Below are 21,013 nucleotides of genomic sequence, written 5' to 3'. Positions count from 1 at the left end.
TAAGGAGGCATTTGTGCCGTTATGACCGCTACTATGGCCGGTCGTACGTGACCTGGGTCCTATGGCACGGCTCACCCGGGGAGGGCTCCTCCGGGGCCCCGAATGTGACCTGGGCCTCGAAGTTCGCCCGCCGCGTGGCCCGCCGCAGCGCCCTGAGGAGGGGGCCGCCGACCGTGAGCGTGAGGACGACGGTGAGGACGGCCCGGCCGAGGTCCCAGGCGAGCGAGGTGGTGGTGACGTACGCGAGGAAACGGACCAGGTTCTCGGGGAGCGGGGCGCCCGGCAGGAAGGAGATCCCGCTGCTCAGGCCCTGGAGCAGGACCCAGCCCTGGAGGTTCATGACCGTTCCGTACGCGAACGCCGCCACGAAGCCGTACGCGGAGAGCATCAGCAGCTCCGCCCGCCCCCGCAGGCCCCGCTGCCCCGGCAGCAGCCCGGCCCCCATCGTGAACCAGCCCATCGCCAGCATCTGGAACGGCATCCAGGGGCCCACGCCGCCCGTGAGCAGCGCGGACGCGAACATCGTCACCGCGCCGAGGACGAAGCCGAAGCCCGGCCCCAGGACCCGGCCGCTCAGCACCATCAGGAAGAACATCGGTTCCAGGCCGGCCGTCCCCGCCCCCAGCGGGCGCAGGGCCGCGCCCACGGCGGCGAGCACGCCCAGCATCGCGACCGCCTTGGCGTCCATGCCGGAGTCCGCGATCGTCGCCACCACCACCGCGACGAGCAGCGGCAGCAGGACGGCGAACAGCCACGGGGCGTCACCGGCGTGCGACGTGACGGCCGAGCCGGCGTCCGCGAACAGCGGCCAGCAGAAGGCGCCGGCCCCGATCAGGGAGACCAGGACGAGCGCGGCGACCGAGCGCGGACCGAGGCGGAGGGGACGGGCGCTCACCGGGGCCCCTCCCGGAGATCCGCCGGGGTCCCCGCCGGGGCTTTCTCCGGAGTTCCGGCCGGGGCTTCCCCCGGGGCTTCCCCCGGGGCTCCCCCCGGAGTTCCGGCCGGGGCTTCCCCCGAGGCTTTCTCCGGGGTTCCTGTCGGGGCTTCCCCCGGGGTTTTCCTCCGAGGTCCTTGCGGGGCTCCCGCCGGAGGTCCTGCCGGGATGTTCCCCGGAGCTTCCTCCAGGGCCCTCTCCACCTGGCCGACCGTGAGCCACCGCTGCGGGGCGAGGACCTTGGCGACCTGGGGCGAGAACGCGGGCGAGGAGACGACGACCTCGGCCGTCGGGCCGTCCGCGACCACCTCGCCGTCCGCGACGATCACCACCCGGTGCACCAGCTCGGCCGCCAGCTCCACGTCGTGCGTGGCGAGCACGATCGCGTGCCCGTCCGCCGCGAGGGCGCGCAGGTGCGCGACCAGGCGGGCCTTGGCCGCGTAGTCCAGGCCCCGGGTCGGTTCGTCGAGGAGGAGGAGCGGCGGGCGGGCGGTCAGGACGACGGCGAGCGCGAGGGCGAGCCGCTGCCCCTCGGACAGGTCCCGGGGGTGGGTGCCGTCCGCGACCCCCGGCAGCAGCTCGGACACCAGCGCCCGGCAGGTCCCGTCCGCCGCGCCCGCGTCCTCGTCGGCCGCCGCGCACTCGGCGGCGACGGTGTCCGCGTACAGCAGGTCCCGGGGCTCCTGGGGCACCAGGCCGACCTGGCGGATCAGCTCCCGGGGGTCGGTGGCGTGCGGGGCCCGTCCCGCGACCCGGACGGTGCCGGAGGTCGGGGCGACCGTGCCGACCAGGGCGGAGAGGAGGGTCGACTTCCCGGCGCCGTTCCGTCCCATGAGCGCGACGGTCTCGCCGGGGGCGATCCGCAGGTCGATCCCGCGGAGGGCCTCCACACGGCCGCGGCGGACGCCGAGGGAGTCGGCGAGGACGAGGGGGGTGGGAGGGGAGCCGGGAGCCCCGCCCGCCCGTGCCCGTTCCGGCCGCCGCCGCGAGAGGAAGGGGAACCCCCCGCCCCGCTTCCTGCCGGGGCCGGGGCCGGGGCCGGGACCTGGGCCCGGGACGGCGGCGCCCCGGTCGGAGGAGGAAGAAGGGAGAGAGGGGGAAGAGAGCGGGGAGGAGACGGGACGGGGAGAGAGGTCCACGGGGACCCGGCCCTCCAGGCGGGCCTTCAGGTCTCCCGCCCTCCGCCGCGCGTCCCGCACCGTCAGGGGGAGCGGCGACCACCCCGCCACCCGTCCCAGCGACACCACCGGCGGGTGGACCGGCGAGACGGCCATGACTTCGGACGGCGGGCCCATCAGCGCCTCCGGCAGGAGGAGGACCTGGTCCGCGTACTGGACGACCCGTTCGAGGCGGTGTTCCGCGAGGAGGACCGTCGTGCCCAGGTCGTGGACCAGGCGCTGCAGGACCGCGAGGACGTCCTCCGCCGCCGACGGGTCGAGCGCGGAGGTCGGCTCGTCGAGGACGAGGACCTTGGGGTGCGGGGTGAGGACGGAGCCGATCGCGACCCGCTGGCGCTGGCCGCCGGAGAGCGTCGCGATCGGCCGGTCGCGGAGCTCCGCGAGGCCCAGGAGGTCCAGGGTCTCCTCGACCCGGCGCCGCATGACGCCGGGCGCGAGCCCCAGGGACTCCATCCCGTACGCCAGCTCGTCCTCGACGGTGTCGGTGACGAAGTGCGCGGAGGGGTCCTGGCCGACCGTGCCCACCACGTCCGCCAGCTCGCGCGGCGGATGGGTGCGCGTGTCGCGGCCGTCGACCGTCACCCGGCCCGTCAGGGTCCCGCCCGTGAAGTGGGGGACGAGACCGGAGACGGTGCCGAGGAGGGTCGACTTGCCGGCGCCCGAGGGCCCCACCAGGAGGACGAGCTCCCCCTCGGGGACAGTGAGGTCGAGGCCCCGCAGCGTGGGCCCGGCGTCCTCCTCGTACCTCACCGAGACGTTCTCGAAGCGGATCACGGACTCTCCTCGGGTACGGGGGCCACGAACGCGGGCACCAGGCCCACCAGGACCGACACGGCCGGCCAGAGCGGCAGGCCGGGGGCCACCAGGGGGACGACCCCGGGGCGCAGCGCCTCCGGGGCGTACGCGTTCGCCCGGATCATCAGGACCGCGACCGCCGCCCCCGACCCCGCCACCAGCCAGGCCCGCGCGCCCCAGCGGTCGGGCCGGTAGCGGGTCCGCACCGTCCGGCGTCCGCCGAGCCGGAGCCCGGCCGCGGCGGCGAGGAACCCGGCGCCGAGCAGCGGGAGCCCGTACTCCGCGCCCTCCGCCGCGAGCAGCCCGTACGAACCGGCGCAGACGCCGAGGAGCCCGCCGAGGGTCAGGACGTTCGTGGTGCGGCGTACGGACGCGGGGACCCGGGCGGTCCGGCCGTAGCCGCGCGCGTCCATCGAGGCCGCGAGCGCGACCGACCGTTCCAGGGCCCCTTCGAGGACCGGCAGGCCGATCCGGAGGACCGCCCGCACCCCGCCCGCGGGACGGCCCCGCAGCCGGCGGGCGGTCCGCAGCCGGGCCACGTCGGCGACCATGTGCGGCGCGAAGGTCATCGCCACGACGACGGCGACCCCCGCCTCGTAGAGCGCCCCGGGCAGCGACTTGAGCAGCCGCGCCGGGTTGGCGAGCGCGTTCGCGGCGCCCACGCAGATCAGCAGGGTCGCCAGCCTGGCGCCGTCGTACAGGGAGAAGACCAGTTGTTCGGCCGTCACCCGGCCCCCGATCCGCACTCCCCGCGCCCAGCCGGGCAGCGGCACCTCGGGCAGCGTGAAGAGGGGGTGCGTGCCCGGGACGGGGGAGCCGAGGAGCAGCGAGAAGAGGACGCGCAGGGCGACGACGAACAGGCCGAGCCGTACGAACGCGCCGTACGAGCGGGCCCACGGCGCGTCCGTGCGGCGGGCCGCGACGACGTATCCGGCGACGCCGACGACCAGGCCGAGCAGGAGCGGGTTGGTGGTGCGGGAGGCGGCGACGGCCAGGCCGAGCGCCCACAGCCACCACGCCCCCGCGTGCAGGGCGTTGGCCCGGCTCGCCACGGGGGCCGTGAGCGCGCCGCGGAACGCGCCGCGACGGGGGGCGGTGCTGCGGGGGGCGGTGCTCATCCGCGGTGGCGGGCCTTCCAGATCGCCGCCCCGCCGAGGGCCAGGACGGCCGCCCCGCCGGCGAGCACGCCGACGGACGGGCCGCCGCCCGTGGTCCCGGAGGCCGGGGACGCGGCCGGGGCCGCGGTCTCCTCGCCGACCTGCTCGCCGCAGCCCCGCGCCGGATAGCCCGCGATCCCGCAGAGCATGCCGCCGCTGTCGTACCGCAGCGGTTTCACCACGGCGGCCAGCGCCTCCGCGCCCGTCGCGTCGTCGCGGACCCGCGCGCAGCCGGTCCTGACCGGCTCCGCCGGCGGGGCCTCGCCGGGCGGGGCGTCGGCCCGGCCGCCGAAGTCGACGACGACCGCGATCCGCTTCGTGCCGTCCTTCTCCTCCGTGCCCCCGCAGATCCCCGCGAAGTCCGGGGCGACGGAGGGCCGGGAGGCGCTGTCCGCCTCCCGGCCGACCGCGAAGCGGAAGCCGATCGCGTCGCCGTCGGCGGGACGGGCGGTCGCCGGTCCCTGGGTGGCGTACGCCCAGGGCCTGCCGGCTCCGCCCTCCCAGAACGACCAGTAGCGGTAGCCGGCGGCGTGCGCGGGGGCGGCCGCCACCGAGGCGAGGACCAGCAGTGCTCCGGCGGCGGCGCCCGCGGTCCCGGCCCTGCGGGGGGTGACGGCGGTCACTTCTTGCGGCCGCTCACGTAGAAGCCGATGCCGACGCCGACGAGCGTGCCGATGCCGATGATCCACCAGAGGTCGAAGCCGCGGCCCTCGTCGTCGCTGGTGGAGGAGGCGGAGGTGTCGGGGCTCTTGGGCGCGGGCCCGGCGGCGTTGAGCTGCTCGACCAGGTCGGCCGTGCCGAACTCGCGCGGGTCGGTCTCCGTCGCGCGGGCGGCCAGGATCAGCTGGGCGTAGGCGGCCGGGCCGCCCTCCTTCGCCCAGGCGGCGGAGTTCTTCTCCAGCCACTCCAGGGCGGGCTTGGCCTGCTTGGCCGCGCCGGCGGCGGCGAGCGCCACGACGGCGTCGGCGGTGTTGCCGACGTCGGGCTGCCCGGTGGTGGCGGCGGCGCCGGTGGCGCCCGGCATCGGCGGCAGGGTGAGGTGGCCGGTCTTCGCGAGGGCCCCGGCCAGGTAGGAGGCGCCGTTCAGGGCGGCCCGCTCGACGGTCGGCTTCGTCAGGTCGGTGCAGGCCGGCGGCTGGTCGGGGGAGGCCTTGGTGGCGACGAGGCTCTTGCCGAGTCCGGCGAGGGTGGCGGCGGCGGTCGCGTCGGCGTTGGCGACCAGCTTCCCGTCCTTGTCCGGCTGGTAGGCGAACGCGCCGGGGCCCGCCTCGTCCGCGCAGGGCAGCGCGAAGGCGAGGAGCGCGTCGTAGGGGGTGCGGCCCCCGGCGGAGACGAACGTGCCGGGCCGCACGCCGGTCGCGGCGAGCGCGCCGACGACGACCGAGGTGGAGTTGGCGTCGCTCGCGCCGCCGGGGTTGTAGCTCCAGCCGCCGTCCTCGTTCTGCACGCCCTTCAGCCAGTCGGTGCCGGCCTTGACGGCCCGGTCGGCCTTCTCCGGGTCGGCCGCCTGGCGCCGGACGGCGGCGAGCGCCTGCACGGCGACGGCGGTGGCGTTGGTGTCCCGCACCGTCTTCGCGTCGCAGGGCTTCGCGGTGTCCGCGCGGTACGAGGGGAAGGCGCCGTCGGCGCACTGCTGGCCGAGCAGCCACTCCACGGCCCGGTCGGCGGGCTGGTAGCCGGTGGCGCGCTGGGCGAGGAAGGCGAGCGACTGGCGCCAGACGCCGTCGTACGTGGGGTCCTTCGTGCCGTACAGGCCGGTCCCGGCGGAGCCGGAGGAGGGGGCGGAGGGGGCGGGGGCGGGCGCGGCGGAGGCCTGCCCGGCGGCTCCGGCGCCGAGTACGGCGACGGCGGCGGCGAGCGCGGCGGCGCGGCGGACGGTGTTCATGGGGCCCTCTCCTGCGGCCGGGCACGGCACGCCTCGGGGCACCGGGCTCGGCTCCGTGTTCCTCGACGGTGCCGGCGGGTCACGTCCCGGCGGGGCATTCCGGCTCGCCCCCGTACGGAGGGGGCTCACGGCTGCGGGTCAGCGCCGGACTCGCACCGGCTTCCCCCCGCACGGGCATGATGACGACCCGCTCACTCTACCGGCCCTTACGTCCTGCTCATCCGGGGTGCGTACGGTCCCGCACCGGCCCGCGCGGACGACGACGGGAGCCGCGGGCTCGGGGGAGGCGGGCCCCGGACCCCGGAGGCGCGGGCTCGGCCTCCCGGGGGCACGGGCCCCGGACCTCCGGAGGTGCGGACCCCAATCTCCTCGGGGAGGCGGGCCGCTGACCTCCGGGGCGTGGGCCCCGGACCCCGGAGGCGCGGGCTCGGCCTCCCGGAGGCGAGGGCCCCGGGCCCCCGGGGCACGGCCTCAGCCTCCCGGCCCCTCCGTGTCCTCCGCCGTCGCGCCGATCAGCCGGCAGACCGTCTCGATGTCGATCTTCACCCGGTCGATCGAGGACCGTCCCGACAGCCAGGTGATCAGCGCCGAGTGCCAGGTGTGCTCGATCACCCGGACCACCGAGAGCTGCCCGGGTGCCGGGTGCGCGGTCCCCATCGCGTCCAGGATGATCGCCGTCGTCAGGCGGGAGACCTCGTCCACCTCGGCGCTCGCCCCGCGGTCCGCGAAGATCAGCGCCCGCACCATCGCGTCGGCGAGCCGGGGTTCGCGCTGGAGCGCCCGGAAGGCCCGCATCAGGGTCTCCGCGACCCGTTCCGCCGGGTCCGCGCCCGCCGGGGGACGTTTGCGCAGCGTGGTGTGCAGGTGCCGGAGCTGGTCCTGCATCACCGCGACGAGCAGGTGGATCTTCGACGGGAAGTAGCGGTACAGCGTGCCCAGGGCCACCCCCGCCTCCTCGGCGACCTCCCGCATCTGCACGGCGTCGAACCCGCCCCGCGACGCGAGCCGCGCGCTGGCGTCCAGGATGCGCCGCCGCCGCTCCTCCTGACGCTCCGTGAGGGGCGCGGCGCGGCCGTGGTCCGCACCGTGGCCGGTGCCGCGGTCCGCTCTGTTGTCTGCGGTCATGGGGTCCCGTTCCGTGCGGTGGGGAGCGACAGTATGGCGGCGCCGCCGCCGTGGCGCGAATCACCCGCTCCGGATCTCACCGCGGCGCTACCTGCCGGTAGATTCTGTCCTTCCCGGACGGCCGGGCGACGGTCGGGTCTGTAACTTGTTCTAGATTAACGCCAGCGGTTACGCTCCGGCGAAACGCACGCTCGAAGGGGGCCGCGCATGACCGCCGAGGCCGTAGAGGCAGGCCCCCGCCAGGGCGTCACCGATCCCGGTGACGGCCCGTTGCGGATCGCCCTCCTCACGTACAAGGGGAACCCCTTCTGCGGGGGCCAGGGCGTCTACGTCCGGCACCTCTCCCGCGAACTCGCCCGCCTCGGCCACACCGTCGAGGTCATCGGCTCGCAGCCGTACCCCGTGCTCGACGAGGGCGTGCCGCTCACCGAGGTCCCCAGCCTCGACCTCTACCGCTCGCCGGACCCCTTCCGGACCCCGAAGCGCGACGAGTACCGCGACTGGATCGACGCCCTCGAGGTCGCCACCATGTGGACCGGCGGCTTCCCCGAACCGCTCACCTTCTCCCTGCGGGCCCGGCGCCTGCTCGCCGCCCGCCGCGGCGACTTCGACGTCGTCCACGACAACCAGACCCTCGGGTACGGCCTCCTCGGCGGCCCCCGGGCGCTCGGCGCGCCCCTGGTCACCACGATCCACCACCCCATCACCGTCGACCGGCGGCTCGAACTCGACGCCGCCACCGGCTGGAAGCGCCGCGCCTCCGTCCGCCGCTGGTACGCCTTCACCGGCATGCAGAAGAAGGTCGCCCGCCGGCTGCCGTCCGTGCTCACCGTCTCCGGCACCTCCCGCCAGGAGATCGTGGAGCACCTGGGGGTGCGCGAGGACCGCGTCAGGGTCGTCCACATCGGGGCCGACACCGACCTCTGGTCCCCCGACCCGTCCGTCGCCGAGGTCCCCGGCCGGATCGTCACCACCTCCAGCGCCGACGTCCCCCTCAAGGGCCTGGTCCACCTGGTCGAGGCGCTGGCCAAGCTCCGCACCGAGAACCCCGACGCGCACCTCGTCGTCGTCGGCAGGCGCGCCGAGGACGGCCCGGTCGCGCGGGCCATCGAGCGGTACGGCCTCGACGGCGCCGTCGAGTTCGTCAAGGGCGTCACCGACGCCGAACTCGTCGACCTCGTGCGCTCCGCCCAGGTCTCCTGCGTGCCCTCGCTCTACGAGGGCTTCTCGCTGCCCGCCGCCGAGGCCATGGCCACCGGCACCCCGCTCGTCGCCACCACCGGCGGAGCGATCCCCGAGGTCACGGGCCCCGACGGCGAGGCCTGCCTCGCGGTGCCGCCGGGCGACGCGGGCGCGCTCGCCGCCGCCCTCGGCCGGCTCCTCGGCGACCCCGCCCTGCGGGCCCGCCTCGGCGCCGCCGGCCGCGCCCGGGTCCTGGAGCGCTTCACCTGGGCCCGCGCGGCCCGGGGCACCGAGGAGCTCTACCGCGAGGCCGTCGCCCGCCAGGCCCGCCGGTGACCGCCGTGCACGCGCACGAGGGGCACCGCCCCCGCAGACACCGTTCCCACCCGCGCCACCCCCGTCCCGACCGCGAAGGCAGGCCCTCGTGCTGACCGTCGACTTCACCCGCTTCCCGCTCGCCCCCGGCGACCGCGTGCTCGACCTGGGCTGCGGTGCGGGCCGGCACGCCTTCGAGTGCTACCGGCGCGGTGCGCGGGTCGTGGCCCTCGACCGGAACGGCGAGGAGATCCGCGAGGTCGCCAAGTGGTTCGCGGCCATGAAGGAGGCCGGGGAGGCCCCCGCCGGGGCCACCGCCACCGCGATGGAGGGCGACGCCCTCAACCTGCCCTTCCCCGACGAGTCCTTCGACGTCGTGATCATCTCCGAGGTCATGGAGCACATCCCGGACGACAAGGGCGTGCTCGCCGAGATGGTCCGCGTCCTCAGGCCGGGCGGCCGGATCGCGATCACCGTCCCGCGCTACGGCCCCGAGAAGGTCTGCTGGGCGCTCTCCGACGAGTACCACGAGGTCGAGGGCGGCCACATCCGCATCTACAAGGCCGACGAACTCCTCGCCAGGATCAGGGAGGCGGGCCTCAGGCCGTACGGCACCCACCACGCGCACGCCCTGCACGCGCCGTACTGGTGGCTCAAGTGCGCCTTCGGCGTCGACAACGACAAGGCGCTGCCGGTCCGGGCGTACCACAAGCTCCTGGTCTGGGACATCATGAAGAAGCCCGCCCTGACCCGGGTCGCCGAGCAGCTGCTCAACCCGGTCGTCGGCAAGAGCTTCGTGGCGTACGCGACCAAGCCCCACCTGCCCGGGGCCGAGCCGTCCGGAGCGGACACCCCGTGACCTCCCCCGAGCACATCGCCGAACACCTCCTCCTGCCCGGCGTGCTGACCGCCGAGCAGGCCGCTCGGACCGTCGCCGGAATCCTCGCCGCGCAGCGCGAGGACGGCGCCATCCCCTGGTTCCGGGGCCACCACCTCGACCCGTGGGACCACACCGAGGCCGCCATGGCCCTGGACGCCGCCGGGGAGCACGACGCCGCCGCCCGCGCCTACGCGTGGCTCGCCCGGCACCAGAACACCGACGGCTCCTGGTACGCGGCCTACGACGACGGCGACCCGGAGCGGGTCACCGACCGGAGCCGGGAGTCCAACTTCGTCGCGTACGTCGCCGTCGGCGTCTGGCACCACTACCTGTCCACCGGCGACGACGCCTTCCTCGACCGGATGTGGCCCGTCGTCTACGCGGCCGTGGAGTTCGTCCTCGGCCTCCAGCAGCCCGGCGGCCAGATCGGCTGGAAGCGGGAGCCGTCCGGCGGGGCCGTGACCGACGCGCTCCTCACCGGCAGCTCCTCGATCCACCAGGCCCTGCGCTGCGCCCTCGCCGTCGCCGAGGCCCGCGAGGAGCCGCAGCCGGACTGGGAGCTGGCGGCCGGGGCGCTCGGCCACGCGATCCGCCGCCACCCCGAGCGCTTCCTCGACAAGTCCCGCTACTCGATGGACTGGTACTACCCGGTCCTCGGCGGCGCGGTCACCGGCGAGGAGGCGAGGGCCCGCATCGACGCGTCCTGGGACGCGTTCGTCGTGCCCGGCCTCGGCGTGCGCTGCGTGGTCCCCAACCCGTGGGTCACCGGCGGCGAGAGCTGCGAACTCGCCCTCGCCCTCTGGGCGGTGGGGGAGTCCGACCGGGCCCTCACGATCCTCCAGGACATCCAGCACCTGCGGGCCCCGAACGGCATGTACTGGACGGGGTACGTCTTCGAGGGCGACCGGGCCGTGTGGCCGGAGGAGCAGACGAGCTGGACCGCCGGCTCCCTGCTGCTCGCGGTGGCGGCCCTCGGCGGCGACGAGGCCACCGTCGCCGTCTTCGGCGGCGACCGCCTCCCCGCCGGCCTCGAACCGGACTGCTGCGGGACCTGATCCCCTCCGGGTCCCGCGACGGGCGGGGCCCGGCACCCGTACGGGCCGCCCGGGTGGCGGCCGCACGGCCCCGGGGCGAGGCTGGCGCCACACCCCAGGGAGGTCCCCGCCGTGTCCGGAACCCTCGTGCGCCCGGCCGTGGCGCTGCCGCTGTGCTGCGCCCTGCTCCTGACCACCGCCGCCTGCGGCGGCGACGACGGCACGCCGGGCGCGAGCGCCACCGCGACCCCGTCCGCCTCGGGCGGCGCCGAACGGCAGAGGCTGGCCAAGACCCGGTTCGTGGCCAACGCAGGCCTGGCGGCGGGCGCCACGTACCAGTGGATCGTGAAGCCGTACCGCGCGGGCGCGTTCAAGAAGGGCGCGGACGGCCGGACCTTCGCCCTCGTGAAGGCCGGACTCGCGGGGGCGTTCACCTACAACCGGCTCAGGGCGGCGGTCGACAACGCCAAGGGCGACCCGCTGCTCTCGAAGGCGGTCGCGCCCCTCACCGCGGGGATCGAGTCGCTCAAGGACCTCGGGACGAAGTTCCGCGCGGGGGAGGTGGGCGCCGGGGACGTGGGTGCCTTCGAGAGCGTGATCAACAGCGTCAAGGACGCGGGGAAGAGCGCCGGCGCCGAGGTCAGGGACAAGGTCCCCAGCACGTCCCAGCTCGGCGGGTGAGCGGACGGGCCACCCGCGCGGACACGGCGGCGGCCCTTCTCCGGAAGGGATTCCGGAGAAGGGCCGCCGTGCGGGTGCGTGCGCGGGCCGTCAGCCCCGCTGGATGCTGGTGGTGTCCTGGAGGACGCCGCGCCGGCCGTCCTGCGTCTGGGCCACCAGGGCCTGGCCGCGCTGTTCGACCGCCAGGTACCAGGTGCCCGGCGCCAGCTCGGCGATCGGGGCCTGGGAGCCGTCCTCCGCGTAGAGCGGGCGGGCGACCGGGACGGCGAACCAGAACGGCGCGAAGTCCGGGGACGGCTGCGCCTGCGCCTGGGCCTGCGGCTCGGACGGCCTCGGGTCCTGCTGCTGCGGGGCGGCGGCCGCCTGCGCGCCGAACGGCTGGCCCGCGCCGTGCGAGGCGTCCGGCTGCGCGCCGTACGGCTGCTGCGCGCCCGGGTAGCCGTAACCGCCGGGAACGCCCTGCACGCCGTGCTGGCCCCCCTGCGTGCCGTACGGCTGCGGGGCCTGCGGACGCGGCGCGCTCACCAGCGGGGCCTTGAGGGCCGGGACCATCGGTCCGGCCACCGCGGCGGCGGCGAGCACCAGGGAGGCGATGAGGCCGAGGATCAGGGCCGGGCCGGCGTTGCCCGCCTCGAAGACCCACATGAGCAGGGTCCAGGCGGCGGCGATGGTGAACGCGGCGCCGACCTGCCCGAGCTCCAGACCGGCGACCTTGCGCTGCTGCGGCAGGGCGTGGGAGGCGACGACCAGGGCGGCGCCGACGATGCCGAGGAGGAAGGTGCCCCAGCCGAGGTAGGACAGCTCCCACGGGTTGGGGTATTCGACCTGGTCGCAGACCGCGTTGGGACCGTCGCAGCCGTAGATGTCGAGGAACGAGGCGATGAACAGCACCACCGCTGCGCCGATCAGCACGCCATCGCCTCGGGTGAGGGAGCGGATATTCACGTAAGAGTCCTTCGTCGGTTCGTCGTCGCGTCGGGTGGCGCTCAAGGCCGTGGCACGGGGGGCGGCCCCATGGTACGGAGGGAATCTATCGTTCGCGGGTTCTACCCCACGAGGTAGGTCGCGATGCCGTCCGCGATGCCCTGGGCCGCCTTCTGCCGCCACGCCTCCGACGTGAGCAGCAGCGCGTCCTTCGGATCCCGCATATTGCCGCATTCGACGAAGACCTTGGGGACGGTCGAGAGATTCAGTCCGCCGAGGTCGTCCCGCACGACCAACCCCGCACCGGAGCCGAGGTAGTTGGCGGGGGCCGTCCCGGTGGCGCGCGCGAACCGGTCCGCGATCCGTTCGCCCAGCTCGCGGGAGGGGGCCACGATCTCCGTGGTGTCGGCGGAGCCCTCCCGGACGCGTGCGGGCAGGATCACGTGGAATCCGCGGTGCCCGGCGGCCGAACCGTCCGCGTGGACGGAGACCGCGGCGTCCGCGCGGGCCTCGTTGCCGATCCGGGCCCGTTCGTCGACGCAGGGCCCCCAGGGGCGGTCGGCGTCGTGGGTGAACACCACCTCGGCGCCGCGCGCGGTGAGCAGGTCCCGCAGGCGGCGGGAGACGTCGAGGGTGAAGTCGGCCTCGGTGCCGCCCGCGTTCGTGGACGTGCCCGTGGTGTCGCACTCCTTGCTGTTCGTCCCGATGTTCACCTTCCGGGCGATCTCCTCCGGGTGCCGGAAGTTGCCGGGGTTGTGACCGGGATCGACGAGCACCGTCCGTCCGGCGAGGGGGCGGCTCCCCGTGGGGGAGGGAGGGGCGGAGGAGGCCGGGGGCGAGGAGGGGGCGCGGCCCGGCAGCGCACCGCTTCCGGCCGGGGAGGCCTCCGGCGGGCCCGGGGCCTTCCCCGTGGACGGGGGGCCCTGCGGGGCCCCGCACCCGGCGAGCGCGGCGCAGCAGCCGGTGGCGGCGAGGGCGAGGGCGAGGGTACGGCGGGCGGTCTTCCGGCGGTCGTTCGGCACCCGGCGACTTTAGGCCTTGCGGGCGGCGAAAACCCGCAGGGGTAGGTCGCAGGTTGGTCACCGCCTCCCCATAACGGTGGACGCGCGTGTCCGGACGGTGAAGGGTGGGCCACAGGAAGCGACGGTGGGGTGCCACCGTGCATGGATCCACGAGGGGGACCCGTGGTGGGGGAAGAACCGAACGACGCACGTCCCGAACCGCAGGACGAGATCCCGCGCGGAAAGGAACCGGACCGCCCGGACCCGGCGGACCGCCCGGACCGGCGGCAGGACCGCCCGGACCCGGCGGACCCGCGGCGGGACCACCCGGACCCGGCGGACCCGCGGCGGGACCACCCGGACCCGTGGGCCGCGCCGGCCCCCGGGACCCCGGCTCCCGACCCGCGCGTGGCCCCGCCCGCGACGGCCCCGGCTCCTCCGGCGGTCCCGCCGGCCCCTCCGGCCCCGGAGGCCTCCGTCCCGGCGGCCCCGCCCCCGCCGGACCGGGCCCCGGCGGCGCCCGCGCCCGCCTTCGGACCGCCGCCCGGCGCGGTGCCCGCCGGGACGGGCGCGGCCCCGGCCGGCGGCGCGGCGCCCGGCCCCGCGACCGCGCCCGCCTACGGCCCGCCCGGGTACGGTCCCCCCGGCTACGGCCCGCCGCCCGGACACGACCCCGGGCCGCCCGGCCCCGCGAACCCGGCACAGGCCGCCGCGATCGGCCTGCTCAACCTGTCGGGCCTCGGCCTGGGGTACGTGCTCCTCCGCAACTGGGTCGGCGCCGTGCTCTGCTGGCTCGCCACCGCCGCCCTCCTGGTGGCCGCGTTCCCCGCCGACGTCGACGGCGTGCCCGCCGGCGTCCTCATCGGCTACGGCGTCTTCCTGCTCGCCGTCGCCGCCGACGGCTTCCGGCGCGGACTGCGCGCCACCCTCCGCGTCGGCGCCTCCTTCCGGCGCCTCGCGCTGCCGCTCGCCCTGGTGCTGCTCGCCGTGCCGGCGGGGGGCACCCTGGCGTACGGGGCGGCCCGCGACGAGGCCAGGGAGCAGGCCCTCCTGGAACGCCTCGCCGCCGCCGACGACCTGGTGAAGTCCGCCGACGGCCTTCCCTTCGACAAGGCCGAGCCGATCTACCGCAAGGCGCTCGGCACCTACGGGGAACTCGGCACGAAGCACGCCGGGTCGCGGGCCGGGAAGCTCGTCCCCGCGCGCCTCGACACCTACTACGAGCGGCTGTCCGCCCCGTACGGGAAGAAGGAGTACTGCGAGGCGGTCCCGCCGCTCAAGCACCTGCGGAGCCTTCCCGAGACGGTCGACAAGAACCTGCTCGGCTCCCGCCCCGCCAAGACCGACGAGCCGCTGGCCGAGTCGCTCTACGCGTGCGGGACGGCCGCCCTGGGTGTCCAGACCGCCCGTCCGACCGCCAGTGAGAGCCTCAACGCGCTCTACGACACCTTCCCGAACTCCGCTCAGACCGCCCGCGTCGAGCCGGCCGTCCGGGCGGCGATCAGGACGCGGACCACCGCCCTCGACGGCGGTTCCTCGCCCTGCGACACCACGGTCGAGCTGCGCACGCTCCGCTCCTCCCTGGACAACATGCCGCACCCGGTGCTCGAAGCCGCCACGAAGGAGGCCGGGGAGGCGGTCCAGAAGGGCGACTTCGCCTGCGGGACCTCGCAGTTCAAGAACAAGGACTACGACGACGCGGTCACGACCATGACGCAGTTCGCCAAGGACTACCCGTCCAGCCCGCAGGCCGCGTACGCCCGCACGATCGCCATCGCGGCGGAGATCGCGGACGAGGAGCCCGAGGCCGGCAGGAACCTGCCCCCGGCGACGGTCCCCGGCGGCTCCCGGATGGTCATGGTGGTGAGCAACGACGGCCCCGGCGAGGTCGAACTGCTCTACACGGGCCCGATGACCGGCAGGGTGACGCTGAAGGCGTGCACGACCTGCACCAAGTACCCGGGCCCGCTCCGCCTGGGCGGCGAGAAGGTCAAGGCGTGCACCGGGCCGTCCTCGAAGTACCCGAAGGCGACCCTGATGCTGCCCGCCGGCGACTACCACTTCCTCCAGAAGCGGGCCGGGACCGGTACGGCGTCGGCCGGGGACACCAAGTCGAGCAAGGCGAAGATCGAACCGGGCTACACCTACACCAACTGCCTGTACGTGACGTCCGGCTTCTGACCCGGACGCGACGCGGGCCCCGTGGCCGCCCCCTCACGGCGAGGGGGCGGCCACGCGCGTCCACCGGGCACGGGGCGCTCAGCGGCGGCGCAGCACCCGCAGCGAGCCGGTCACCGAGACCTCCTCGAAGCCGCCCGACTCCAGGGCGCGGAGGTAGATCCGGTACGGGGCCTGGCCGCCGTCCGCCGGGTCCGGGAAGACGTCGTGGATGACCAGCAGACCGCCGGGGGCGACCTTGGGGGCCCAGCCCTCGTAGTCGTTCGCGGCGTGCTCGTCGGTGTGCCCGCCGTCGACGAAGACCAGGCCGAGCTGCCCGGCCCACACCTTCGCCACCTGCGGCGACCGTCCGACGACCGCGATCACGTGCTCCTCCAGACCCGCCCTGCGCAGGGTCCGCCGGAAGGTCGGCAGCGTGTCCATGAGGCCGACCTCGGGGTCCACCACGGCCGGGTCGTGGTACTCCCACCCCGGCTGCTGCTCCTCGCTGCCCCGGTGGTGGTCCACGGTGACCGCGACCGTCCCCGCCTCCCGGGCCGCCTCCGCGAGCAGGATCGTGGACCGCCCGCAGTACGTCCCGACCTCCAGGAGCGGCAGCCCCAGCTTCGCGGCCTCGGCGGCGGCCCCGTACAGCGCCAGCCCCTCCCCGACGGGCATGAACCCCTTCGCGGCCTCGAAGGCGGCAAGGATCGCGGGGGAGGGCTCGGACATGGTGACTCCTACTGGCGGGTACGCGGTTACGGGCGCCCATCGTGCCCTACGCGTCGCACTCGAACCACACCGTCTTCCCGCCGGCCGTCCCCGTCACCCCCCACCGGTCCGTCACGGCCTCCACCAGGACGAGTCCCCGGCCGCCCTCGTCCAGCTCCCCGCCCGCCTTCGCGACCACGGTCCCGGGCATCCCGTCCGCCACCTCGACCCGCAGCCCGTACGGCTCGCGCAGGATCAGCACGGAACACCGGCGGCCCGGCACGTGCCGGACGACGTTCGCGACCAGCTCGGTGAGGGCGAGCGTCGCGGCGTCGGACAATCGGACGAGCTCCCAGCGCACGAGGAACATGCGCAGGATGCGGCGCATGTGACCGGCCGAATGCTCACCCACGGTGAACCCCATGCGGTAACTCGACGTAAGTTCCGCAGGATAGAGGTCTGTTGCCTGATTCATGCCCCCAGAGTGGACGCGCTTCGTTACGCTCGGCAACGGCACGAACACAACGCCTCGTCGCGTCGATCTGGGGGTGACCTCGCCGTGGTCAACATCCGCAACCTCGACCCCAGCGCCTCGCCGCTGGACTACTACGGAGCGGAATTACGCCGTCTGAGGGAGGCGGCCGGGCTGAACCAGGCGCAACTCGGCGCGGTCGTCTACTGCACGGGTTCGCTCATCGGCCAGATAGAGACGGCGAAGAAGGTCCCCACCAGGAAGTTCTCGGAACAACTGGACGCCGCGTTGATGACGGGCGGGACGTTCTCACGTCTGGTGGGCCTGGTGCTGAAGAGCCAGTTGCCGACGTGGTTCCAGCCGTACGCGGAGATGGAGGCGCGGGCGACGTACATCTCTTCGTTCCAGCCCCAGTTGGTCGTAGGGTTGCTCCAGACTCAGGAGTACGCGCGTGCCGTACTGGGAGTCCGGACGGAAGGGGATTTGGACACCAAGATCGCCGCCCGGATGGATCGGCAGCGAATCCTGGAGCGGGAGACGCCGCCTCTGGTGTGGGTCGTCCTGACCGAGGCGGTACTCCGCCAGGAGATCGGTGGCAAGCAGGTCATGAAGGAGCAACTCGCCCACCTGCTGCGGATGCAGGAGCACGACTGGGTCAAGATCCAGATCCTGCCGTTCATGGCCGGGGCGCATGCCGGCCTGCCGGGTGAATTCAACCTGCTGCGGTTCGACGATGACCCCGACCTCGTCTACACCGAGGACTTCGTCCAAGGTCATATGACCGCTGATTCAACCGCGTTCAGGGAGGGGTCGCTCCGTTACGATCACCTGCAAGCAGCCGCGCTCTCGGTGGAGGACTCGGCCGCACTGATCGCCCGCATCATGGAGGAGCAGTATGGGGACCAACCAGAACCTGACGGGCGCGCACTGGCGTAAGTCCTCGTACAGCTCGGACACCGGCGGCAACTGCGTCGAGTGCGCACCGCTCGGCACCGCCGCCTGGCGCAAGTCCTCGTACAGCGGCGACACGGGCGGCAACTGCGTGGAGGTCGCCGACCTCGCCGCCCACGTCGCCGTCCGCGACTCCAAGAACCCCGAAGGCCCCGCCTTCCTCGCCGCCCCGGCCGCCTTCGCGGCCTTCGTGACGGCCGCCGCCGAGGGGCGTCTCGGCCGCTGACCGTGGCGACCCTCGTGGGGATGGTGATCCTCGCCCTGGCGCTCTCCGCCTGGGCGGGGATCACGTACGTGGGCCTGGTCCGGGCCCGCAGGGGCGGCGAACCACCCCCGCTCCAGTCGCCCCGACCCCCGCGTACACCTGCCAGGAAGGCCGCCTGGATCGCCGCGTTCGCGTACCTCGCGGGCGGCGCACTGCACCTGTACGGCCTCTCGTACATGCCGTTCCTCTTCCCCGAGGACGCCTGCTGGTTCAAGGCGGGGACGAAGGTCCACCCGGACCACAGCGGCGCGCTCCCCGTCAGCCTGGTGTGCCGGGGCACGGAGATCGTCCCGTGGTGGGTCAACCCGGGACTCCTCGTCCTGGCGGTGGCCGCCGTCGCCGCGACCGTCACGAGCATCGCCCTGGTGATCACGTCCTCTCCGGGAAAGTCCTCCTGAAAGGAATCCGTGAGTGGTGACGCTTCCGGAGATAACAGCACTGCTGGGCGAGCCCCGGTTCCACTGGACCGATCCGGCGCCCTGGACCGCACTGGAGCGGGAGATCGGCGTCGAACTCCCGGCGGACTTCCGGGAGATCGTGGACGCCTACGGTTCGGTCCGGGTCAACGACCAGCTCTACCTGAAGCACCCGGCCGGTCACCTCCTGCACCGTCTGGGGAGGGACATCGGGGAAGACCTCGCGTTCTGGAGCGAGGAGGACATGACGGAGTTCCTGCCGGCCCCGGTCGGGGGGAACCCGGGCGAGCTGCTGCCGGTGGCGTCGGCCACGACGGGAGAGGCGGTCTTCCTCCGCGTCCCCGACGGACCCTCGGCGCCCTGGCGGGTCGTGGTCCAGGAGATGGACAGCCCGTCCTGGACCCTCTACGAGATGACGTTCGGCGAGTGGCTGCTGGCCTACCTCAAGGGCCGGGACGTGACGCTGTGCTCCCGCGACCGCGCGCCGGACGGGCCGTTCTACGCGTTCCTGCCGTGAGACGGGGACGGTACGGGGCATCCGTACCGCTCACAGGGACGCCACGTACGCGTCGACCACGGAGGCGGGGATGCGCCCCCGGTCGTTCACGAGGTGACCGTGCGCGCGGGCCCACCGGCGTATCGCCCCGGCGTCGTGGCCCCGGACGCGCACGGGACCGTCGGGGGTTCCGCTCCGGTCTTCCGGCGGGACCCCCTCCAGCCGGTCCGCCACGGCGTCGAAGAAGGCGGACAGGGACGCGTACTCCCCTTCCACGGGACCGGACCCCTCGCTCCGGCGCCCGACGCGGCCGGTGCGCGCGTCGAGGAACCTTCCGTGGAAACCGTCGCTCTCGGAGGAGACCGGGACCCACTCGCGGCGCCAGGAAGGGTGGCCGGGGTCCCCGGACGGTTCCGACTCCTCCGCGGCCGTCATGTGGAGGTGGACGCGCTCGACGCCGGCGAGCCCCAGCAGGAGACCCCCGTCGGGGAGGACCCCTTCGCGGCCGGACGCGAGCGGACCCCCGGTGTCACCGGGCCGCCCGGCGGGGCCGACGCCGTTCGTCAGGAGCCACTGCCGCATCTCCTCCGGCAGCCGCACGCCCATGCGTTCCCCGGCGGCGGCGACGACCGCCGGGTCCCCGGGGCCGCCGAGGGAGGCGAAGACGGCGGGGGAGTGCCGCTCCAGCCACCCGGTGATCCGCCCCCACGCCCGCCGCACGTCACCGGCCGGGGGGAGCGGCGGCCTCTGCTCGTCCATGGGCGGAGCGTACGCGGGGCCCGGACCGGGCACCGTCCGGGGCGGCCCGTCCCGGACGGGGGCGGCCCGTCCGGGGCGGCCCGTCCCGGACGGGGGCGGCCCGTCCGTCGCCGCACGCAGCCGCCGGCGAGTTCCGCCACCTCCGCAGCGGTTCACGTGTGCTCCCTCTCGGTGCGCTCGAACCCGGCGGCCGCGGAAGGCGGCCGAGGACGACACTGCCGGCAAGGCGGCCGGCCGCGCCGACGCCGCCGACGCCCCCAGGCCGCACAGGCCGAGCCGTGACGTCGTGTTCGCGTCCTACCCGCTTCCGGTCGAGAAGTGGTGCGGTGAGCGGCCGATTGCTCGGGAAACGGGCCGGGTGATACGGAACGGGCATCCCCTCGCCGGAACGCCCGTTCCCGAAATGAGGTTCGCCTTCGACCCCGTGCCTGATCTAGGCCTCTGGCTGTCCTAGTTGAGCCCTAGGTTCGTCACGTCGTGAAGGAGCACGAGGGGATGAGACCGATGAGGCACACCGCACCCGAGGGTTACACCAGCGTCGCACCGTGGGTGGTCACGGACGACACCGGCGCACTGCTCGACTTCATCACCGCCGCGTTCGACGGCGAGGAGATCGCACGGGTGCCGGTCGAGGACGGCACCATCGGCCACGGCGAGATCCGTGTCGGTGACACGGTGGTGCTGGCCTTCGACCGGCGGCCCGACTGGCCGGTGATGCCCGCACTGCTGCGGGTCTACGTCCCGGACGCGGACGCCGCGGTGGCGGCCGCGGTCGCGCACGGGGCGCAGGTGATCACCGAGGTCACCGACAGTGCGTGGGGGGACCGGGGTGGCCGGGTGCGGGATCCGTTCGGCAACATCTGGTGGGTGATGAGCCGGGTCGAGGACGTAGCGCCGGACCGGGCCTGGGAACGCATGGCCGAGCCGAAGTACGCGGAGTCGATGCGCAGGGCCCAGGAGACACTGGACGCCGCACTGAGCGGCCGGGGATCGGGGGTGGCGAGCGCCCCGCGGCGCCCGAGTCACTGAGTCCTTGATCAACCGGCCGCGAAGGGATTCGAGCCGGATCGGATTGCCGAGTTCCGTGTTCCGTACCGGGTGAAGTCCCTGCCCGGTACGTGCTCCTCATCACGGTCGTGCACACGCCGTAGGGGGAGACGCGTCGGGTACCGGGGCGGTCACCGCCCCGGTACCCGACGGGGCGAGAACGGAGGACATGCCCATGGGGTACGGAGTTTCCCTGCACCGGTTCGCCGGCGGCGAGCCGGAAGTACTGGACGACCGGGTGATCCAGGACGTGCTGGCTCCCCACACCGCGAACGCGGGCCCGGACACCGGGGAACTGCTGATCCGGGCGGCCGACGGCGGAGAGGCGGAAGTGGACGTGAGCGCCACCGGCGTCAGCGTGCACCGTTTCCCGCCCGGCGGCGTCGTGGACCTGATCGCCGAACTGGCCGGCCGCCTGGGAGCCGCCGTCGTCCTTCCGGACGGCGTCCTCGTGAGCAGTGAGGAACAACGGGCGAACCTGCCGGACGGATTGCGGGAGACGGCCGTCGTCGTGGAGATGACGGGACCGGGCCTGCGGGAGGCGCTCGACGGCTGAGGGCAGCGACCCGACCGAGACCGGCTCGAAGAGCGGGCACCCGGCCTGTTTCCCTCGCGGAACGTGTGCGTGACAGAGGAGGCGAGGTCCGC

Annotated in this window: 22 protein-coding genes and 1 riboswitch; of the genes, 11 read left to right on the top strand and 11 right to left on the bottom strand. The window is 74.7% G+C overall.

The features are described from left to right. Positions 1-31: 31 nt before the first annotated feature. The 6 genes from ACZ3IL_RS06550 to ACZ3IL_RS06525 form a co-directional block, all read right to left on the bottom strand. Positions 32-895 (bottom strand): ECF transporter S component, encoded by an 864-nt coding sequence (locus tag ACZ3IL_RS06550; protein WP_467387273.1) that lies wholly within the window; start codon positions 893-895, stop codon positions 32-34. After that, the gene (locus ACZ3IL_RS06545) at positions 892-2,886 is read right to left on the bottom strand and encodes an ABC transporter ATP-binding protein (RefSeq protein ID WP_467387271.1); all 1,995 of its coding nucleotides are present in this window, start codon (positions 2,884-2,886) and stop codon (positions 892-894) included. The genes ACZ3IL_RS06550 and ACZ3IL_RS06545 overlap by 4 nt, the downstream gene beginning before the upstream one ends. Then, positions 2,883-4,025 (bottom strand): energy-coupling factor transporter transmembrane protein EcfT, encoded by a 1,143-nt coding sequence (locus tag ACZ3IL_RS06540; RefSeq protein WP_467387269.1) that lies wholly within the window; start codon positions 4,023-4,025, stop codon positions 2,883-2,885. Before ACZ3IL_RS06540 ends, ACZ3IL_RS06545 begins: the two co-directional genes overlap by 4 nt. Further along, entirely contained in the window at positions 4,022-4,687 is a 666-nt protein-coding gene (locus tag ACZ3IL_RS06535) for an SCO2322 family protein (protein ID WP_467387267.1), read from the bottom strand. The genes ACZ3IL_RS06540 and ACZ3IL_RS06535 overlap by 4 nt, the downstream gene beginning before the upstream one ends. After that, a complete protein-coding gene (locus ACZ3IL_RS06530) occupies positions 4,684-5,949 on the bottom strand; it encodes a prenyltransferase/squalene oxidase repeat-containing protein (protein WP_467387265.1) in 1,266 nt (421 codons plus the stop codon). Before ACZ3IL_RS06530 ends, ACZ3IL_RS06535 begins: the two co-directional genes overlap by 4 nt. Positions 5,950-6,041: 92 nt before the next feature. Beyond that, positions 6,042-6,115: riboswitch (cobalamin riboswitch) on the bottom strand. 305 nt (positions 6,116-6,420) lie between these two features. Beyond that, positions 6,421-7,074 carry a TetR family transcriptional regulator gene (locus ACZ3IL_RS06525; RefSeq protein ID WP_467387263.1) on the bottom strand — a complete coding sequence of 218 codons (654 nt, stop codon included), beginning with the start codon at positions 7,072-7,074 and terminating at the stop codon, positions 6,421-6,423. A 207-nt stretch (positions 7,075-7,281) separates the two neighbouring features. On the opposite strand from ACZ3IL_RS06525, the gene ACZ3IL_RS06520 reads away from it, so the two are divergent. The 4 genes from ACZ3IL_RS06520 (at position 7,282) to ACZ3IL_RS06505 (ending at position 11,166) form a co-directional block, all read left to right on the top strand. Beyond that, the gene (locus ACZ3IL_RS06520; protein WP_467387261.1) at positions 7,282-8,592 is read left to right on the top strand and encodes a glycosyltransferase family 4 protein; all 1,311 of its coding nucleotides are present in this window, start codon (positions 7,282-7,284) and stop codon (positions 8,590-8,592) included. Positions 8,593-8,680: 88 nt separating this feature from the next. Next, positions 8,681-9,430 carry a class I SAM-dependent methyltransferase gene (locus tag ACZ3IL_RS06515; RefSeq protein WP_467387259.1) on the top strand — a complete coding sequence of 250 codons (750 nt, stop codon included), beginning with the start codon at positions 8,681-8,683 and terminating at the stop codon, positions 9,428-9,430. Next, on the top strand, positions 9,427-10,506 hold the full coding sequence (locus ACZ3IL_RS06510) for a prenyltransferase/squalene oxidase repeat-containing protein (RefSeq protein WP_467387257.1): 1,080 nt from the start codon (positions 9,427-9,429) through the stop codon (positions 10,504-10,506). The genes ACZ3IL_RS06515 and ACZ3IL_RS06510 overlap by 4 nt, the downstream gene beginning before the upstream one ends. A gap of 111 nt (positions 10,507-10,617) precedes the next feature. After that, positions 10,618-11,166 carry a hypothetical protein gene (locus ACZ3IL_RS06505; protein ID WP_467387255.1) on the top strand — a complete coding sequence of 183 codons (549 nt, stop codon included), beginning with the start codon at positions 10,618-10,620 and terminating at the stop codon, positions 11,164-11,166. A gap of 90 nt (positions 11,167-11,256) precedes the next feature. Here ACZ3IL_RS06505 and ACZ3IL_RS06500 read toward each other — a convergent pair whose 3' ends face one another. Beyond that, the gene (locus tag ACZ3IL_RS06500; RefSeq protein ID WP_467387253.1) at positions 11,257-12,111 is read right to left on the bottom strand and encodes a DUF5336 domain-containing protein; all 855 of its coding nucleotides are present in this window, start codon (positions 12,109-12,111) and stop codon (positions 11,257-11,259) included. A 101-nt stretch (positions 12,112-12,212) separates the two neighbouring features. Beyond that, positions 12,213-13,112 carry an N-acetylmuramoyl-L-alanine amidase gene (locus ACZ3IL_RS06495; RefSeq protein WP_467387251.1) on the bottom strand — a complete coding sequence of 300 codons (900 nt, stop codon included), beginning with the start codon at positions 13,110-13,112 and terminating at the stop codon, positions 12,213-12,215. A 387-nt stretch (positions 13,113-13,499) separates the two neighbouring features. Here ACZ3IL_RS06495 and ACZ3IL_RS06490 point away from each other — a divergent pair, with 387 nt between their 5' ends. Further along, positions 13,500-15,272, top strand: a complete 1,773-nt coding sequence (locus ACZ3IL_RS06490) for a hypothetical protein (RefSeq protein WP_467387249.1) — start codon at positions 13,500-13,502, stop codon at positions 15,270-15,272. A 78-nt stretch (positions 15,273-15,350) separates the two neighbouring features. On the opposite strand, the gene ACZ3IL_RS06485 is transcribed toward ACZ3IL_RS06490, so the two are convergent. After that, the gene (locus tag ACZ3IL_RS06485; protein ID WP_467387247.1) at positions 15,351-15,980 is read right to left on the bottom strand and encodes a class I SAM-dependent methyltransferase; all 630 of its coding nucleotides are present in this window, start codon (positions 15,978-15,980) and stop codon (positions 15,351-15,353) included. Between the two features lie 46 nt (positions 15,981-16,026). Beyond that, positions 16,027-16,434 (bottom strand): ATP-binding protein, encoded by a 408-nt coding sequence (locus tag ACZ3IL_RS06480; protein WP_467387245.1) that lies wholly within the window; start codon positions 16,432-16,434, stop codon positions 16,027-16,029. An 84-nt stretch (positions 16,435-16,518) separates the two neighbouring features. Here ACZ3IL_RS06480 and ACZ3IL_RS06475 point away from each other — a divergent pair, with 84 nt between their 5' ends. From ACZ3IL_RS06475 to ACZ3IL_RS06460, 4 genes are read left to right on the top strand one after another with little or no spacing between them, the layout of a single operon-like run. Beyond that, on the top strand, positions 16,519-17,367 hold the full coding sequence (locus tag ACZ3IL_RS06475) for a helix-turn-helix domain-containing protein (protein ID WP_467387243.1): 849 nt from the start codon (positions 16,519-16,521) through the stop codon (positions 17,365-17,367). Next, the gene (locus tag ACZ3IL_RS06470) at positions 17,327-17,608 is read left to right on the top strand and encodes a DUF397 domain-containing protein (protein ID WP_467387241.1); all 282 of its coding nucleotides are present in this window, start codon (positions 17,327-17,329) and stop codon (positions 17,606-17,608) included. Before ACZ3IL_RS06475 ends, ACZ3IL_RS06470 begins: the two co-directional genes overlap by 41 nt. A 20-nt stretch (positions 17,609-17,628) precedes the next feature. After that, positions 17,629-18,045: a hypothetical protein gene (locus ACZ3IL_RS06465; protein ID WP_467387239.1), complete on the top strand. Its 417-nt coding sequence runs from the start codon at positions 17,629-17,631 to the stop codon at positions 18,043-18,045. 13 nt (positions 18,046-18,058) lie between these two features. Next, positions 18,059-18,580 (top strand): SMI1/KNR4 family protein, encoded by a 522-nt coding sequence (locus tag ACZ3IL_RS06460; RefSeq protein WP_467387237.1) that lies wholly within the window; start codon positions 18,059-18,061, stop codon positions 18,578-18,580. 30 nt (positions 18,581-18,610) lie between these two features. Here the strand turns inward: ACZ3IL_RS06460 and ACZ3IL_RS06455 are convergent, their stop codons facing one another. Further along, entirely contained in the window at positions 18,611-19,318 is a 708-nt protein-coding gene (locus ACZ3IL_RS06455) for an Lsr2 family DNA-binding protein (RefSeq protein WP_467387235.1), read from the bottom strand. Between the two features lie 495 nt (positions 19,319-19,813). On the opposite strand from ACZ3IL_RS06455, the gene ACZ3IL_RS06450 reads away from it, so the two are divergent. Continuing rightward, entirely contained in the window at positions 19,814-20,347 is a 534-nt protein-coding gene (locus tag ACZ3IL_RS06450; protein WP_467387233.1) for a VOC family protein, read from the top strand. Between the two features lie 193 nt (positions 20,348-20,540). Beyond that, on the top strand, positions 20,541-20,921 hold the full coding sequence (locus ACZ3IL_RS06445; RefSeq protein ID WP_467387231.1) for a hypothetical protein: 381 nt from the start codon (positions 20,541-20,543) through the stop codon (positions 20,919-20,921). Positions 20,922-21,013: the final 92 nt, after the last annotated feature.

The organism is Streptomyces sp. NPDC014907, from assembly GCF_055562975.1.
This window is presented reverse-complemented; position numbering and strand designations above follow the sequence as displayed.